Origin of the sequence: Kitasatospora sp. GAS1066B, from assembly GCF_041262605.1 — a bacterium.
In the GTDB taxonomy this organism is placed as follows: domain Bacteria; phylum Actinomycetota; class Actinomycetes; order Streptomycetales; family Streptomycetaceae; genus Kitasatospora.
The window spans coordinates 1-16,415 of record NZ_JBGCCO010000005.1 but is presented as its reverse complement, the minus strand read 5'-3'; the positions used below and the strand labels follow the sequence as shown (position 1 = coordinate 16,415).

Annotated in this window: 17 protein-coding genes; 14 read left to right on the top strand and 3 right to left on the bottom strand. The window is 70.0% G+C overall.

What is annotated here, in order from left to right:
• Nucleotides 1-28: 28 nt before the first annotated feature.
• From ABH937_RS06590 to ABH937_RS06560, 7 genes are all read left to right on the top strand, one after another.
• Nucleotides 29-640, top strand: coding sequence for a TetR/AcrR family transcriptional regulator (locus tag ABH937_RS06590; protein WP_280688634.1), 612 nt, complete (start codon nt 29-31; stop codon nt 638-640).
• 298 nt (nt 641-938) lie between these two features.
• The gene (locus tag ABH937_RS06585; protein ID WP_370217527.1) at nt 939-1,751 is read left to right on the top strand and encodes an SDR family NAD(P)-dependent oxidoreductase; all 813 of its coding nucleotides are present in this window, start codon (nt 939-941) and stop codon (nt 1,749-1,751) included.
• A 47-nt stretch (nt 1,752-1,798) separates the two neighbouring features.
• Complete coding sequence (locus ABH937_RS06580) at nt 1,799-2,029, top strand: tautomerase family protein (protein ID WP_280688638.1); 231 nt, start codon at nt 1,799-1,801, stop codon at nt 2,027-2,029.
• 31 nt (nt 2,030-2,060) lie between these two features.
• On the top strand, nt 2,061-3,506 hold the full coding sequence (locus ABH937_RS06575) for an MFS transporter (RefSeq protein ID WP_280688639.1): 1,446 nt from the start codon (nt 2,061-2,063) through the stop codon (nt 3,504-3,506).
• Nucleotides 3,507-3,675: 169 nt separating this feature from the next.
• A complete protein-coding gene (locus ABH937_RS06570; RefSeq protein WP_370217526.1) occupies nt 3,676-5,304 on the top strand; it encodes an acyl-CoA carboxylase subunit beta in 1,629 nt (542 codons plus the stop codon).
• On the top strand, nt 5,301-5,564 hold the full coding sequence (locus tag ABH937_RS06565; RefSeq protein WP_370217525.1) for an acyl-CoA carboxylase subunit epsilon: 264 nt from the start codon (nt 5,301-5,303) through the stop codon (nt 5,562-5,564). Before ABH937_RS06570 ends, ABH937_RS06565 begins: the two co-directional genes overlap by 4 nt.
• A gap of 22 nt (nt 5,565-5,586) precedes the next feature.
• Entirely contained in the window at nt 5,587-6,000 is a 414-nt protein-coding gene (locus tag ABH937_RS06560) for a MerR family transcriptional regulator (RefSeq protein ID WP_280688644.1), read from the top strand.
• An 8-nt stretch (nt 6,001-6,008) separates the two neighbouring features.
• Here ABH937_RS06560 and ABH937_RS06555 read toward each other — a convergent pair whose 3' ends face one another.
• The gene (locus ABH937_RS06555) at nt 6,009-7,175 is read right to left on the bottom strand and encodes an acyl-CoA dehydrogenase family protein (RefSeq protein ID WP_370217524.1); all 1,167 of its coding nucleotides are present in this window, start codon (nt 7,173-7,175) and stop codon (nt 6,009-6,011) included.
• 87 nt (nt 7,176-7,262) lie between these two features.
• On the opposite strand from ABH937_RS06555, the gene ABH937_RS06550 reads away from it, so the two are divergent.
• On the top strand, nt 7,263-7,922 hold the full coding sequence (locus tag ABH937_RS06550) for a TetR family transcriptional regulator (RefSeq protein ID WP_370217523.1): 660 nt from the start codon (nt 7,263-7,265) through the stop codon (nt 7,920-7,922).
• Here the strand turns inward: ABH937_RS06550 and ABH937_RS06545 are convergent.
• The gene (locus ABH937_RS06545; protein WP_370217521.1) at nt 7,868-9,022 is read right to left on the bottom strand and encodes a ScbA/BarX family gamma-butyrolactone biosynthesis protein; all 1,155 of its coding nucleotides are present in this window, start codon (nt 9,020-9,022) and stop codon (nt 7,868-7,870) included. The genes ABH937_RS06550 and ABH937_RS06545 overlap by 55 nt on opposite strands.
• Nucleotides 9,023-9,279: 257 nt before the next feature.
• On the opposite strand from ABH937_RS06545, the gene ABH937_RS06540 reads away from it, so the two are divergent.
• The 5 genes from ABH937_RS06540 to ABH937_RS06520 all read left to right on the top strand — a co-directional run bounded on the left by ABH937_RS06540 (nt 9,280) and on the right by ABH937_RS06520 (nt 14,745).
• Nucleotides 9,280-9,867, top strand: a complete 588-nt coding sequence (locus ABH937_RS06540) for a ScbR family autoregulator-binding transcription factor (RefSeq protein WP_280688651.1) — start codon at nt 9,280-9,282, stop codon at nt 9,865-9,867.
• A gap of 128 nt (nt 9,868-9,995) precedes the next feature.
• A complete protein-coding gene (locus tag ABH937_RS06535; RefSeq protein ID WP_370217520.1) occupies nt 9,996-10,331 on the top strand; it encodes a YciI family protein in 336 nt (111 codons plus the stop codon).
• 26 nt (nt 10,332-10,357) lie between these two features.
• The gene (locus ABH937_RS06530) at nt 10,358-11,605 is read left to right on the top strand and encodes an RNA polymerase sigma factor (RefSeq protein ID WP_370217519.1); all 1,248 of its coding nucleotides are present in this window, start codon (nt 10,358-10,360) and stop codon (nt 11,603-11,605) included.
• A gap of 64 nt (nt 11,606-11,669) precedes the next feature.
• Nucleotides 11,670-12,386 carry a hypothetical protein gene (locus ABH937_RS06525; protein ID WP_370217518.1) on the top strand — a complete coding sequence of 239 codons (717 nt, stop codon included), beginning with the start codon at nt 11,670-11,672 and terminating at the stop codon, nt 12,384-12,386.
• 1,396 nt (nt 12,387-13,782) lie between these two features.
• The gene (locus tag ABH937_RS06520) at nt 13,783-14,745 is read left to right on the top strand and encodes an ATP-dependent DNA ligase (protein ID WP_370217516.1); all 963 of its coding nucleotides are present in this window, start codon (nt 13,783-13,785) and stop codon (nt 14,743-14,745) included.
• Between the two features lie 33 nt (nt 14,746-14,778).
• On the opposite strand, the gene ABH937_RS06515 is transcribed toward ABH937_RS06520, so the two are convergent.
• Nucleotides 14,779-15,627 (bottom strand): hypothetical protein, encoded by an 849-nt coding sequence (locus ABH937_RS06515; RefSeq protein WP_370217515.1) that lies wholly within the window; start codon nt 15,625-15,627, stop codon nt 14,779-14,781.
• Nucleotides 15,628-16,101: 474 nt separating this feature from the next.
• Between ABH937_RS06515 and ABH937_RS06510 the strand changes: the two genes are divergently transcribed.
• Entirely contained in the window at nt 16,102-16,341 is a 240-nt protein-coding gene (locus ABH937_RS06510) for a hypothetical protein (protein ID WP_370217514.1), read from the top strand.
• The last annotated feature ends 74 nt before the right edge of the window (nt 16,342-16,415 follow it).

Genomic DNA, 16,415 nt, shown 5'->3' with positions numbered 1-16,415 from the left:
TGGTTTCACCTTGGACTACCCTCGCCTCATGGCTGAGACACCCAAGGGTCAGCTGACCCGCACCAAACTGCTGGAGGCCGCCCAGGCGGAGTTCTCCGAGCACGGCATGGCCGGCGCCCGCGTGGACCGGATCGCCGAGCGCTCCGGCGTGAACAAGCAGCGCATCTACGCCTACTTCGGCAACAAGGAGGCGCTGTTCTCCGCTGTCCTGAGCAAGGTGTACGAGCACATGGGCGCGACCGTGCCGATCCCCACCACCGAGGACGGGCTGCGCGCCTACGTCGGCCAGGTCTTCGACTACCACCGCGAGTTCGGCGACCTCGTCCGACTGCTCGCCTGGGAGGGCCTGCACTACCGCGACCGGCCGATCCCGGACGAGAAGGATCGCGAGGCCTACTACGTCCACAAGGCCGTCGCACTGAGCATCGCTCTCGGCGTCGACGATCCGGCGGAGGCGGCCCGGGTGCTGATCGCGCTGGTCGGCCTGGCGTCCTGGCCGTTCATCGTGCCGCAGCAGCGCCGGCTGATGCTCGGCCCGGACAGCGATACCGACGCCGGCTGGGAGCTGCTGCGCGCCGGCATCATCGCCCACGGGCACGTCATCATCGACAGCGTGCTGCGGGAGAGTGCCACGAGCTGATCAGCCATCAGCGGGGGTGTCACGCAGGGGAGTCCGGGTTGCCCGGGCTCCCCTTTCGTCGTCTCCGGGGTCGTTCTTCGAAGAAACCAACCAGCTGGTCCAGGAAAACCAACTAGATGGTTGCGCTCGATCGCGGATCGGGCTACCTTCGTTCTCACCAGGCCGGACGCGCTTCGTCTCCACTGAAGCGGCCCCACGGTCACCGCCGTTGCTGTCGGTTGCCCCAGGCCTGCTTCCCCCTCTCCCCCATCAGGGAGCACCCGCACCGGGACAGCCGTCCCGCGAAAGTGAGGCGACCATGGCAACGACCGACTCGGAGCACCGCACCCGGACCGCTCCCGTGACCGCCGTCAGCGGCGCGACCGGCGGCATGGGCACGGCGATCGTCGAGGAACTCGCCCGCTCCGGCGCCACGGTGGCGCTGCTCGGCCGCGACGAGGAGCGACTGGCCCGGACCCGGCAGCGGATCGGCGAGCGGATCGGCGGCACCGACCGGCTGGTGCCCTACCGGACCGACATCAACGACACCCGCTCGGTGGACGAGACGGTCGCCGCGATCGTGCGTGAACTGGGCGGCATCGACGCCCTGGTGCACGCTGCCGGCGACGGGCCGATGGCCTCGCTCGACGAGACGACCGACGAGATGTGGCAGGCCACCTTCAACGCCAAGCTGATGGGCGCGGTCCGGCTGACCCGGGCCGTCGCCAAGCCGATGACCGAAGCGCGCAGCGGCGCGATCGTCCTGATCAGCGGCGTCTTCCGGAAGGACCCCGACCCGCTGTTCCCGGTGAACAGCGCGGTCAACGCGGCCCTCGCGACCTTCGGCAAGGCCGTCTCCAAGGATCTGGGTCGCAGCGGGATCCGGGTGAACGTGCTGGATCCGGGCGCCGTGCAGACCCCGCTCTGGGACCAGATCGCCAAGGACCTCGCCGACCGGCTCGGCGGCACCGCCGACGAGGTCACCGCCCAGGTGGCGGCGCAGACCCCGCTCGGCTCGCTCGCCCGGCCCGAGGACGTCGCCCAGCTCGTCGGCTTCCTGCTCTCCCCCGCCGCCCGGCACCTCGCGGGTGCGGCGATCACGCTCGACGGCGGCGCCAGCGCCGGCCTGTAGTACCGGACTTCGCCCTTCCTACCGACTACTCATTCCTGGAGACCACCATGCCCATCCTGTCCATGACCACCTGGCCGAACCAGACCGACGAGAAGTGCCAGGAGCTGATCGAGGAGCTGACGGCGACCGTGCACCGCGTCATCGGCGCCCCGCTCGACAAGATCACCGTGTACATCAACGAGATTCCGCAGAACCGCTGGGGCGAGGGCGGAGTGCTCGGCACCGACCCCGAGTTCGCCGAACTCAGCCGTCGTCGTACCGCCGCCGCCGGCGTCTGACCGTCCGCCCGCTTCCCCAAGGAGAGATCTGATGGCCCTTCTCGATCGGACCGCCCGCCCGGCCCGCACCGCACCGACCACCCGGACCACCACGACGGCGGGCACCGAACCACCCGCACCGCGCCGCGTATCGCCGAACACCGTGCTGGCCGCCGCGCTGCTCGCCTTCTTCGTCATCTCGCTCGACGGCTCGGTGGTCAACGTCGCGCTGCCGGCCATCTCCAGCAGCCTGCGCGGCTCGATGGCCGACCTGCAGTGGATCGTCGACGGCTACACCCTGATGTTCGCGGCCTTCATGCTGTCGGCCGGCACGCTCTCGGACCGGATCGGCGCGAGCCGCGCGTATGCCGTCGGGCTCGCCTCGTTCACCGTCGCCTCGATGGCCTGCGGACTGGCACCCGAGCTGGGCACGCTGATCGTCGCCCGGATGGTGCAGGGCGGCGCCGCCGCGCTGATGGTCCCGGCCTCGCTGGCCCTGATCCGGCAGAACTACGACGACCCGGCCAAGCGGGCCCGGGCGATCGCGATCTGGACGGCCGCGGGTGCGGTCGCGGTCGCCGTCGGACCGGTGGTCGGCGGCATGCTCACCAGCGGGCTGAGCTGGCGGGCCGTGTTCTACCTCAACCTGCCGGTCGGCGTGATCGGTCTGGGCCTGCTCAGCCGGATCCCGCGGTCCACCCGGCGCCAGGCGCCGGTCGACCTGCCCGGACAGACCTCTGTCGTGGTCTCGCTGGCCGCGCTGACCTACGCGGTGATCGAAGGCGGCCGTGGCGGCTGGGGCACCGCGAGCGTGCTGGGCACCCTGCTGCTGGCAGCCGTCTCGATGGCCTTCTTCGTCATCACCCAGGCCCGGCGCAAGCAGCCGATGGTGCCGCTGAGCCTCTTCAAGTCCCGTACCGTGCTGGTCTGCCTGGCGGCCGGCTTCACCATCAACGCGGTCTTCTACGGCGCCATCTTCCTGCTCGGGATGTACTTCCAGCAGGTGCGCGGCGCCTCCCCGGTCAGCACCGGCGCGATGTTCATCCCGATGTGCGCGTTGATCGCCGTGATCAACATGGCCGGTGTCAAGCTGGCCGCCCGCAAGGGCGCCCGGGTGCCGATGACGCTGGGTCAGCTCGTGATGGTCGCCGGCTCGCTGCTGATGCTCACGGTCACCCCGAGCACCCCGATCCTGATCCCGGTGCTGCTGCTGGTCCCGATCGGCCTGGGCGGCGGGCTCGCGGTGCCCTCGCTGACCGCCGCGCTGCTGGAGAACATCGACGCCGAGCGGGCCGGCACCGCCGCCGCGGTGCTGAACACCGGTCGCCAGGTCGGAAGCTGCCTCGCGGTGGCGGCCTTCGGCGCACTGATCGCCGACCGCGCGACCTTCATGAACGGCATGACCACGAGCTTCGTGATCTGCACCGTGATGCTGCTCGCCACCGCGGTGACCACCGGGCTGCTGCTCCCCCGAATGGTCAACCGATCTGCCAAGTAGGAGAGTTGAACCACCACCAGCTCCCCCGCGACAGCCCCTCGCAGGCCGACCCGATCGGCCGCGGGGGGCTTTCGCGCAGCCCGGCCGGCAACAAATACCTTCACAAAGGAATGTTAATCTGGCATCATGGCACCATGCTCACCGCCGACCTAGGGAGGCATGCGCGAACATGACCGTGATCCAGGAGCGCTCCGTCGCCCTCACCCAACCCGGGCCCGATCCCGCCGGCTCGAACGAATCCGCCGTCCTGTCCACTCACACCAGACTCACCGAGCTGGAGATCATCAGAGCGGGACTGCACGACGGACCCAGCCCCGGTGCGACTGCCCAGCAGCACGCCCGGGGCAAGCTCACCGCCCGTGAGCGCATCGAACTCCTGCTGGACGAAGGGTCGTTCACCGAGATCGAACCGCTGCGCCGGCATCGCGCCAGCGGCTTCGGCCTGGAGGCGAAGCGACCCTACACCGACGGGGTGGTGACCGGCTGGGGCACCGTGCACGGCCGTACCGTCTTCACCTACGCGCACGACTTCAGAATCTTCGGCGGCGCACTCGGCGAGGCGCATGCCGCCAAGATCCACAAGCTGATGGACCTCGCACTCTCCGCCGGCGCACCGCTGGTCAGCCTCAACGACGGCGCCGGCGCCCGGATCCAGGAGGGCGTCTCGGCGCTGGCCGGCTACGGCGGCATCTTCACCAGGAACGTGCTGGCCTCCGGCGTCATCCCGCAGATCAGCGTGATGCTCGGCCCGTGCGCGGGCGGCGCGGCCTACTCCCCCGCACTGACCGACTTCGTCTTCATGGTGCGCGACATCTCGCAGATGTTCATCACCGGACCCGACGTGGTCCAGGCGGTGACCGGCGAACAGGTCACCCAGAACGGGCTCGGCGGCGCCGACGTGCACGCCGCCGTCTCCGGGGTGGCCACCGCGGCCTACGACGACGAGGTCGGCTGCCTACAGGACGTGCGCTACCTGCTCTCGCTGCTGCCGGCCAACAACCACGAACTGCCGCCGAGCGAGCCGTCCTGGGACGATCCCGAGCGGCGCTGCGAGGCGCTGCTGGACCTGGTGCCGGCCGAGCCCAACCAGGTGTACGACATGCGCCGGGTGATCGAGGAGATCGTCGACGACGGCGAGTTCTTCGAGATCCAGCAGGGCTGGGCGGGCAACCTGCTCTGCGTGCTGGCCCGCCTCGACGGCCGGGTGGTGGGCATCGTCGCCAACCAACCAGCGGCGATGGCAGGCGTGTTGGACATCAAGGCGGCCGAGAAGGGCGCCCGCTTCGTGCAGTTCTGCGACGCCTTCAACATTCCGCTGGTGACCCTGGTGGACGTGCCCGGATTCCTGCCCGGCGTCGACCAGGAGCACGACGGCATCATCCGGCACGGCGCCAAACTGCTGTACGCGTACTGCAACGCGACCGTCCCGCGGATCTCGCTGGTGCTGCGCAAGGCCTACGGCGGCGCGTACATCGTGATGGACTCCCGCTCGATCGGCACCGACCTCTCGCTCGCCTGGCCGACCAACGAGATCGCCGTGATGGGCGCCGAGGGCGCCGCCAACGTGATCTTCCGCCGGGAGATCGCGGCCTCCGACGACCCCGAAGGCGTGCGGGCGCAGCGGATCGAGGAGTACCGGAGCGAGCTCATGCACCCGTACTACGCGGCCGAACGCGGCCTGGTCGACGACGTCATCGATCCGCGCGACACCCGGTCGGTGCTGATCCGCTCGCTGGCCATGTTGCGCGCCAAGCACGCCCAACTGCCCTCCCGCAAGCACGGGAACCAGCCGGCGTGACGACCGTCCAGGACACCGGCCGGCCCAAGGACACCGGCCGGCGCACCGACGAGCCCGGCTCGCCGCCGACCGGAGCCGAGGTGCTGCGCGTTCTGCGCGGCAACCCGACCGCCGAGGAGGTCGCCGCCACGACGGCGGTGCTCCTCGGCCTGCTGCGCCACCGGGCGCCTGCCGACCCGCCCGCGGACGTCCGCGGCCCGATCGGCTGGGACCGACCCGAGCACTCCACGCACCGCGTCGCCAGGTCCTGGCGACGCTGACGCCCACCGAAGGACCGACATCATGTACGCAACCGGACCCTCCTCCCACGCGGAGACGTACTCCACGACCGAGGTCGTCCGCCTCAGCGGGCTGTCGACGCAGTCCCTGCGCTGGTACGAGGACCAGGGTCTGATCGACAGCGGCGCCGAGGACGGCGCCGGCGACCGGATCTACAACCCGGTCCACCTGCGCTGGCTGAAGTTCCTCAACCACCTGCGCAGCACCGGCATGTCGCTGACCGACCTGCGCCGCTACGTCGAGCTGAACCGCGAGGGCGACCGGACACTCGCCGCCCGTCGGGAACTGCTCGAAGCGCACCGGGACCACCTGCGCTCCCAGGTCGACGGCTACGCCGCCACCCTGCGCTATCTGGACTGGCGGATCGGCTTCTACCGGGAGCGGGAGGCCGTGCTGGCCCAGTCCCGCGCCCGCTAGGGCCTCTCCTACGGATCCTGCCGGGCGCCGAGGGCCGCCGTGGCGTAGGCCTCGGCCACCAGTTCCAGCCGGAGCACCCGGTGCGCGGCGACGGTGTGCACATCCCGCCACCGGCGCTGGAGTTCGTCGCCCGCGCCGCGCATGTGCGCCCCGCCGATCCGCAGCATCCGGTCGACCGCACCGACCAGCAGGTCGACCGCGACGGCCGCGTCACGCTGGTTGCCGGCCACCAGCAGCGGCGTGACCAGCTCGGTGTCCGCCCGGTACGCCGCTCTGGTGAGCAGCAGCTCGGCGGCGTCGATGTGGGCGGACGCGGTGGCCAGGGTCTCGCGCACGGCCGCGCTCTCGTGGTTCGAGCGTCCGCTGCCGGTCGCCTTCGATCCGGCCCACCGGGACCACAGCTCCAGGGCCCCGCGGGCGGCGCCCAGCGCGGCGGCGCAGAACGTGGTCCCGCCGGCCAGATGGGCGGGGACCGCGTACCGCTCGCCGCGCTCCCCGGTCCCCTCGATCAGCAGCAACTCGTCCATCAGGAAGGAGCGGTGCCGTGGCACGAAGGCATCCTTGACCACCGCGGTGTGGCTGCCGGTCCCGCGCATCCCGGTGCTGTCCCAGGTGTCCAGCACGGTGACCTGCTCGGCGGGCACCAGCAGCACCCGGATCCGCCCGCCGTGCTGGCCCGGCTCCGGCGCGGCCAGCAGCACCCAGTCGGCGAAGTCGACCCCGCTGACGAAGTGCCAAGTGCCGTGCAGGCGCCAGCCGCTGCCTTCGGGCATGGCGACTCCCGAGGGCGGCGTGAGGGCGGCTGCGATCCGCACGTTCGGGCAGGCGCCCCACAGCTCCCACTGGCCCTCCTCGGGCAGATGCGCGGCGTAGCGGCCGTGCGTGGCCCACAGCGCGCCGCACCACGCGGCCGACGAGCAGCCCTCGCCGAGCGCGGCGGCATCGGCGAACAGGCCGGCGAAGCTGCCGTCCCGGCCGCCCCAGCGCTGCGGCACGAAGTAGCCGGGCAGGCCGGCGGCACTCACCGCGGCCGCCGTCCGGATCGACAACCGGCGTTCTCTGTCGGCCTGTTCGGCGTCGACTGCCGCCAGCCGGGCGGCGTGGCGAACCGCCTGCCGCACGGACGGCGAGAAGCCGGTCGCCACCGAAACGCTGTCCGTCAAGACGTTCGACATGCCGGAGTACTCCTTCGGAAAAGTGCATTCAGGAAGGTATTGTTTTTGGGTCGACCAACTACCCCGTCCCGGAAGGGAAATCCGCAGGTGAAGCAGGAACGATCCCGACGCACCCACGAGCTGGTCTTGGACGCGGCCGCCGCCGAGTTCGCCCGGCACGGCTACCCACGCGCCAACCTCCAGCACGTGGCGGACCGCACCGGACTGACCAAAGGGGCCCTCTACGGCCACTTCGCTTCGAAGGAGAAGCTCGCCCAGGCACTGACCGAACAGCTGGACCAGGTGGTGGCCGCGCTCGCCGCGCAAGCCGCCACCGCGGACGCACCGGCTCTCGAACGGCTGCGCACACTCACCCTCGCACTGGCCGAGCGGATCGAGTCGGACGTGCGGATCAACGCCGCGCTGCGGCTGGTGATGGACGAGGCACAGGCGGCCCAGGAGCCGCCGGCGTTCCTGGAGAAGCTGCGCCGGCTCGCCGAGGAGGTGGTGGAGAGCGCCAGGACGGCCGGGGCGCTCGACGGGCGGCCGCCCGCCATGCCGCTGGCCGACCTCGTGGTCGTGATGCTGATCGGCGCGTACTACACCGCCCCCGGCGTGGATCGGCGCGGTCTGGCCGCTCGGGTGCGGGACATCTGGGACGCCTTCGGCCCGAATGCGGGCGCTCGGGACGCGGGCACTCAGGACCCAGGCGTTCAGGACCCAGGCGTTGAGGACCCAGGCGTTGAGGAGGTCGCGGAGACCGGCTGACCGCCGGGCAGGGCGGCGCGCGTGGTGGTGTCCCAGGTCGCCCGGGAGGCCGCGAGCACCCGGCCGGCCTGCACCGCGTCGATCTCCAGGTGCACCCGGCCCGGCGCCGACGCGCGTCGTGCGTCGCGCGGAATCAGGTAGATCGGTTCGCCCAGCTCTCCGAAGGCCAGGCAGTCCACCTCCAGGCCGACCAGCGCGCGCGGGCCGGCCTGGCCGTCGGCCGTCCCGGCGCCGCCGTGGTGCACCAGAAGGTGCCCGAGCTGGCGGAAGCCCTCGGCAGCGACCATCAGCGGCAGGTGGTCGCTGGGGTGGTCGAAGTGGATCGCGTGCCGGGTGTCCACCACCAGTTGCCACGGGCCGCCGGATCGGCGGGTCAGCAGGCTGTCCTTGACGCGCTGGCGGCCGACCACCGACGGGCGGACCCGCTCCGACACCCGTAGTCCCGCCGCGCTCATCCCCGCGGCACTCATCCCCGCGGCACTCATCCCCGCCGCGCCGACCCCCGTGGTACCGGTCACGGCCGCGCCGGCCGGACGGGCGCCGCGGCCGCGCAGCATCGTGTACCGCTTGTCGTCCACCGCGATGAGCTGCAACGCGCCGCGGCCGCAGGTCTTCCCGCCGACCGTCAACACCACCTCCAGCCGCATGCCGAAGCGCTGCGGCGGCCGGCTGCCCACCCACAGCAACTGGGCCTCCAGCACCACCGGCAGCGGTTCGCCGCCGACGTACAGCGGCCCGGGGTCGGTGATCTCGAACTCCGCACCGGAGCCGATGAACCGGTGCGACAGCGGAACGTCGTAGTACGTGTGCGCCAGGTACACCAGCGACTGACGGATCGTCTCCGCGAACAGCAGCGAATCGCTCAGCCCGGCCGCGCTCGGCGCGTAGACGGCGTGGTCCCGCGGCCACTGAGCGGCGACCAGGAACTCGTGCTCGCCACGGCGGACGGTGTCGGTGAGGAGGACCTCCGCGATCGCTGCCTTGTGAACCAGCTGACGCGGCACCGGCTGCCCGAATCTCAGCCCGCTCTCGACGGCCGGGCCGGGCGTGGCGAGCGGCCGAACGGCCGCGTCCACGGAGATGGTGGCAGGCTGATGCATGGTCTGTCCCCTCATGAAGTGATTCACGCAGACGCCCTCGGCGGCACAGTGCTTGCACTCGCCGAGTCGACGATTACAATACATTCCCGAAGGTATACTTCAAGGGGTTTGTCGATCGTCTAGCGCTGGCCAGGCACCAGCAGCCACAGCAACGCGCAACCAGGAAGGGCACCATGGCCGCGGAGAGCAGTAAAGAGAGGCCCCCGGCCAGCCAGACCGGAGCGCGGAAGGCGCCCGGCCTCAAGCAGGAACGCGCCGTGCGCACCCGCGGTGTCGTGCTCGACGCGGCGGCCGAGGCGTTCGCGGCCAAGGGCTTCCCCGCCGTCACCGTGCTGGACGTCGCGGAGCTCGCCGGCGTGACCAAGGGCGCCGTCTACTTCCACTTCGCGAACAAGGATGCGCTCGCGCAGGCGGTGGCCGAGGAGTTCTACGAGTTGCAGGCGGCGATCGCCGCCGGCGTGCGCGCGGCCGACCTGTCCCCGCTCGACGCGGTGGCCGAGCTGCTCACCCGTACCGCGCTGGCGTTCCGCGACAACCGGACGGTCCAGGCCGGCGCGCGGCTGCAGATCGAGCGGTCGCTGATCGGCGCGGACCTGCCGATGCCGTACCTCGGGTACACCGACTCGGTCACCACCTGGCTCCAACAGGCCAAGGACACCGCCCAGTTGCCCACGGACGCGCAACCCGAGGCGCTGGCGCGGGTGCTGGTCAGCGCGTTCTTCGGCGCTCAGCACATCTCCTGGGTGCTCAACGACCGCGCCGACATCGCCGAGCGGGTGCAGGAGCTGATCGACGTCGTGGTCCCGCGACCGGCGCGCAAGCCCGCCCGCCGCAAGTCCGCCTGAGCACGCGCAGGCTGCGGGAGGCGAATGGCGCGGCTGTATTTGCCGTCGATTCAGGGCGGCGGGAGATACGGTTGGGAGCCATGACGCCGGAACCTCCAGGCGGGGAGCACGCCCCGCGGAGCAAGTTCATGTTGATCTTTCGCGGGGGCGCCGTCTCGGGGCACGATCTGTCGCCCTCGGAGCTTCAGGCCCACGTCGAGAAGTGGTACCGCTGGTCCGATGAGCTGGCCCGGCAGGGTCGGTGCAACACCGGAACAGCGCTCGACAACCCGGGCGCCGCGGTCCGGGGCCGTGAACGCGTGGTCACCGACGGCCCCTACGCGGAGTCGAAGGATCTGGTGACCGGCAGCATGGTCTTCGAGGCCGCCTCCCTGGAAGACGCCGTCGACGTGGCGCGCGGATGCCCGACATACGAGTTCGGCGGTTCCGTCGAGGTGCGGCCGGTCCAGGACCCTCGGATCTGAGGCTCGTGGACGGAGGGCCTGCCGCGGTGTCATGTGCGGAACTGGTCGAGGACCTGTTCCGGAAGGAGTACGCGCACCTGGTCAGCGCGCTGACCCGGGTCCTGGGTCCGTCCAACATCCCGCTGGCCGAGGACGTCGTCCACGATGCGCTGGTCAGTGCCATGCAGGCCTGGCGTCTCGGGTTGCCGCAGGACCCGAAGGCGTGGCTCATCCGGGCCGCCCACAACCGGGCGATCGACATCATCCGCCGCGAACAGCGCCACCGCTCGTTCCTGCCCGAGCTGGCGACGATGACGGCGCTGACCGGAACGATCGAGGCGGCACTGGCCCCTGCCGCCGAGAGCTCCAGCCAGTTGGCGATGATGTTCGCGGTTTGCGATCCCGGCCTGAACCGCGAGACGCACGTGACCCTGATCCTGCGGTGGCTGTGTGGTCTGTCGCCCAAGGAGATCGGTCAGGCGTTCCTGGTCGACACCCAGACCATCGACCGACGGCTGCACCGGGGTCGCGGTCGGCTGCGTCAGCTGGGCCGGTTGCCCGACGTGGACGACTTGCCTGACATCGACACCCGGCGGGACTCCGTCCTGCGATCGCTCTATCTGCTGTTCAACGAGGGCTACCACGGCAGCAACCCGCACGACCCGGTACGTCCGTTCCTGTGCGAGGACGCGCTGCGTCTGACCGAACTGCTGCTGGACGCCAAGGCGACGGCGCGACCGGAGGTGCACGCCCTGGCCGCCTTGTTCTGCTTCGACGCCGCCCGCCTGCCGACGCGCCTGGATGAGCACGGTGTGTTCGTGCCCCTCGAGGACCAGGACCGGAGCCGCTGGGACCGGGCGCGCATCGAGCGCGGTCTGATGCACCTGGCCCGCTCGGCCGCCGGGGACCACCTGTCCCACTGGCACCTGGAGGCCGGCATCGCCTGCGAGCACGCGATAGCGCCTTCGATCCGGGAGACCGACTGGGACCGGATCGTCGGCTTCTATCAGGTCCTCGCCCAGCAGTCCTGGAGCCCGGTCGTGGCGCTGAACCGCGGGCTGGCCGTGGCCGAGCGGGACGGCATCGATGCCGGCCGCCGCGAGCTGATCGCCTTGGCCGGGGAGCCGAAGTTGTCCCGGTATCCCTTCTACTGGGCGGCCCGGGCCGACCTGGAACGGCGGGCCGGCTGCCACACCGCGGCCCGGGAGCACTACTCCCGCGCCATCGCGCTGTCCCGGAGCCCGGCCGAGCGCGTGTCCTTCGAGCGGCGGATCGAGAGCCTGGAAATCTCCTAGCACGTGTCCGGTTTCGGCGCCCGCCGTTCGTCGTCCTGGTGAAGACCAGCAGCCAGGAGGAGAAATGAACGAGCTACTCGACGCCGCCGTCGCCGCGCACGGCGGCCTGGACCGATGGAACCGGGTCAAGTCGATCACCGTCGACGCCTCGATCACCGGGGCTCTCTGGTCCCTCAAGAACCAGGATGACGCGCTCAAGGACGTTCGCCTCGAGGTGGACACCACGCGGGAGCGGCTGACGATGGACTTCACCGGCCAGGACAGACGGTCGGTCTTCGAGCCCCGCCGAGTCGTCCTGCAGCGCCGTGACGGCGCGCTCATCGAGGCACGCGACGACCCGGAGACGTCGTTCGACGGCCATCAGCTCCAGACCCCGTGGGACGACATTCAGCTCGCCTACTTCACCGGGGAAGCACTGTGGACGTACCTGAACACGCCGTTCCTCTTCACCCTGCCCGGGTTCGTCACCGAGGAGATCGCCCCCGTCGAGGCCGACGGTGAAACGTGGCGGCGGCTGCAAGTGACGTTCCCCGACCACATCAAGAGCCACGCCCGCCAGCAGATCTCCTGCTTCGGCCCGGACGGACTGCTGCGCCGCCACGACTTCACCATCGACATCCTCGGCGGGGCGACCGGGCTGCTCTACGCCACCGGCTACCGCGACGTCGACGGCATCGTCATCCCCACCACGCGACGAGGCTACGCCTGGCAGGGCGACTACCAGCTCATCCCGGAGCCGCTGCTGGTCGCCATCGACATGCGCGAGATCACCGTCCGCTGACCGCAGGCGGCCGACGGCCCGTCCGGGACTGACCAGTGATCACCAGATCCAGGTGGATTCCAAGGTCAACCGAAACAGAGAAACCCCAGGTCAGAGGCCTGACCTGGGGTTCACGATGGAGCCGCCTTCGGGATTCGAACCCGAGACCTACGCATTACGAGTACATCAGCGATCATGCCCGATGATGACCAATAGTGCCCACGGATCGCACGTTTGCCCAGGTCAGACCGTCTTCTGGGGTCTTCGCGTGCCCAACAGTACCGGACAGTGCCCAGGTGTGCCCAGCAGTCTCGGGCACACCTGGAGCACACATCGGCACACTTCCCAATCAGCTGAATACTACGCAGAGTGACTGCCGTGCCGAATGGTGCCCATCAGTGACCAGTCGTGGTCGCGCGCGTCGTGCAGTCTCCGGCGGTCTCGGGCCCGCCACCCCCACGCCCCTGAGCGCCGCCGACCGGCGCCCGCCCGGGACACTGAACACCAGTGCCAGGGGGTGATCGGCTTCAGCTCCCCGCTCAGCATGTCCGCCGGTCTCGAGCTGCGCCACGGCTAGTGAACCCGGCCGCGGGCGTCCACGGGCTTCCTGAGTGGCATGCGACTCCGGAAGTCGCACCCACCTTCACGAGTTCCTCAGCGCCTGCTCGCAGTGCCGGCAGCGTCGGTCGTACAACTGCGGCGGGTACCAGGGCTCTCCCGGTCGGGCTGGCCGGTAGTGGCTGTGTTCCATAGCGTCCGTATCCAGGCCACACAGAGTCCGCGGAAGGGGGTCTTCGGGCGCGTCAGGATCAGCGCCGGCCGCGTGTACGAGGAGAACCATTGGCTCGACACCGTCAGGACCGATCTCCTGGTCCGGTTCCAGCTCGAAGAGAACGATGATCGAGCCCATACGTCGACCATGCGGGACGACGGCACCGACCGCATCCGGGAAGTCGCCGACTACGGGACGGGTGGGCACACGGTCGGCCGCGTTGCAGACCCGACAGAAGACATTTGGGCTGGCCGGGGGGCTTGGCGGACTGTGGCCGGGTCGTAGACAACCCACGCACGATCCGGGAGGCCCTCGCCCCAGCGGACCAAGGCCACCCAACGCGTGCTGCCCTGGCGGAGCCGCCAGCGCTCCAGATGGGCCGGTCGCCACTTGCCGCCGATGCGGATGTCGACCCGCGACCAGCGCGCCTCCGCGACCCAGCTGCGACCGGGGCCGCTCATCAGCTCGTGCGGCGCGTAGACCGCATCCCCTGGCAGCTGGTGCGCGCGGCGAGGGCGGGAGAACGGGATGGCGATGTTCACCTCTCTATCGTAATCGAACACCCGTTCGTTTCAAGTGCCAGAGTCATCGAACTACTGGTGTCGTCGCAGGTCACAGTGCCCGCTTCCGGGTATGACAGGTGGTGTGCCGCCGTTCGAACTCCCGATTGAGGTGGCGCTGGCACGGCCGATCACCCGGCTACCCGCCAGCGCCGAAGGGCTGTCGGCCCAGGCCAAGGTCGACGGATGGCGCGCCATCCTGCTGACTGGCCCTGAGCCTCGCGTGTTCAGTCGGCACGGCAAGGACTTGACCAAGGCTTTCGCGGACATCGCCGAAGCCGCCCGGTTCCTTCCGCCCTCTGTCTTGGACGGCGAGCTGGTCGCTGTCTTGCCCACAGGAGAGTTGTCGTTCGGTCTCTTGCAGACCCGCTCCGGCAAGGGACCGAAGGCCGGCGCCGGGTTCGCCGCCCAGTTCGCCGCGTTCGACGCCCTATCCGCAGGCGACACCGACCTTCGGGACCGTCCTCATCTCGAGCGACACGCCCGCTTGCTGGGGCTCCTCGAAGGCGCCCCACCAGGGGTCCAGCCGCTGCCCATCACCGGCGACCTGGACGAGGCCCGCCGGTGGTTCGGTGCCCTCGGCGGTGGTGTCGAAGGCTGCGTCCTCAAGCCCACTGGCTCTCGCTACAGGCCGGGCTACGCCTCGAATTGGCTCAAGTTCCGTGTTCACCATTCGGTGGACGCGGTCGTCGTCGGCATCACTCCCGGCTCCACGCCAGCTGGCCAGGCCGCAGTCCTCGCACAGCCGAATACCCGCGGCCAACTGCGCCCGGTCGGGGTCAGCCTCCCCCTGGGCCAGACAATGCGCGCCGAGCTCGCACCGCTGCTTCGCCCGGTCGGCGGCGAACTAGTGGAGCTACCGGGCACGCTGGGTGGCCTTCCAGGCGCGCCACAGGTCTCCTATCTTCCAGTCCACCCGGACGTCGTGGTGGAGATCGAGGTCGACCAGAAGCTCGAATTCGGGCGCTATCGCCACCGGCCGCGCGTGCTCCGTATGCGGGGCGACCTGACGGCGGACCAGGTCACGCCGCCGCGCACGGCCCTGTGAAGGAGCGGATCACAGAAGCAGCCAGCGAGCGAGTCAGATGCGTTCCACCCGCAGGGCCTCACCAACGACCAAGCGCTCGGCCATGTCTTCGGCCTCCGGGAAGCTCTGCGACGTGAGCCGCAGGCCGGCCCCAGCAACCGCTGCGGCCACCTTCGCGGCCAGCTCCGTGCGCCCGGACTCCGGGACCGTGCTGAGGTTGAAGGACACCCAGATTCGCGTGTCGTTGCCCGGGGAGACCAGGACCGGCCCCTGCGGCGGGTCGCAGGGGATCGCGGCGCTGGTGAGCGCCTGGACGGTCCAGCTGCGGATCTCGGCTGTGCTCCTCTGGTCGACCGCGCGTGCCGCGGAGTAGATCGCGGCGCACAGCTCACTGGCGGCGGGGAGTGCCGCGCTGACCGGGATGGTGAACGGCCCCATGGTGACGGTATCGGCAGCAGGGTCGTAGCCGAAGCTCCAGAAGTCGCGGGCGACGTCGCGTGGCGCGTTCCCGGCCTTGCGAGCTGCGGCCTGCGGTCCGAACTTGCCTTCGCCGCGTGCCCAGTCCTCGAAGTGGGTCAGGCCGTCGCGGACGTGCTTGATGTCGGGCAGCGCGGCCTCGAAGCGCTGCTGGGCCTGGGCGAGTGCCTCGCCCACGGCCGGGTCCATGCTCAGGTCCGCGAGGGCGATCTGTTCGAGCTTCACCGCCGCGAGCAGCTGGCGCAGAGCGACGACCAGCGTGCGCGCGTCGATCTGGCGAGAGCTGAACCAGCCGACCTGGCTGTCGTCACCGTGCATGCGCTGGACGGCCAAGGCGACGGTGGCCCGCAACCAGTTCGCCTCCGAGACCGCGATTGCGTACGGGTTGTCCGCTGGTGACCAGTCGTCTGGCAAGTTGTCGCTCATGACCAAGATCTTGGCCCCCGGAGCGATCGACTGCTCGGATTTTCCCGCGGGAGGTCAGTGCGTCCGTGCGCGGGGTACCGCCGTGAGCTGGTCTGGGTCAGCAGCGTGGGGAGAACTCGTATTCGTCCTCATCAGCCCAGTCCGGCCGTCCGTCGTCACCGGGTTCGAGAAGGTCTTGGGTCTCGTCTTCGGTCAGGTGCTCGTCCATCGGACCATGATGCACCGTCAGCTTCAGCGACTGCGAGTCGGCGTGACTGGAGCCGGACGCGTTGGCAGTCGAGCCTCCGACTCAGCCACTTTCTATCAGTCAGATCATGCGATGTGGCGGATTGCGGAGAGCCGCTCCCAGCCTATTCCCATCTGGCGATAAAGGTGATAAGCGCAACAAAGCCTTTCGCTCTAGCTGGTGTGCACATAGGCTGTGCGGCTCGATCCTCGCAGGTGGCGGATCGGTGGTACGAGGGGGGAGCTGCGGTGGCTGGTCTGAAGCTGTTCAAGGATGTCGATGGCGAGGCTGTCGAGCTGGCGGGTTCCACGGTGGCTCTGGAGCGGCATATCCAGACGTATATCGAGCGGAATATGGAGCGTCTGCTCGGCGTGCGCTTTCTGGCCTCGGAGTACTACACGGGCGCGCGGCATGCCGGGCGGATCGACTCGTTGGGTCTCGACGAGGACTTTTCTCCTGTCGTCGTGGAGTTTACCGACCGCGGGTAGTGCCGCCCGTGATGTCCGTCTGGGCCTGTGACTTGGGCGTCGCGGGCTCGTTTACCGACCGTGTCCGGAGCGCC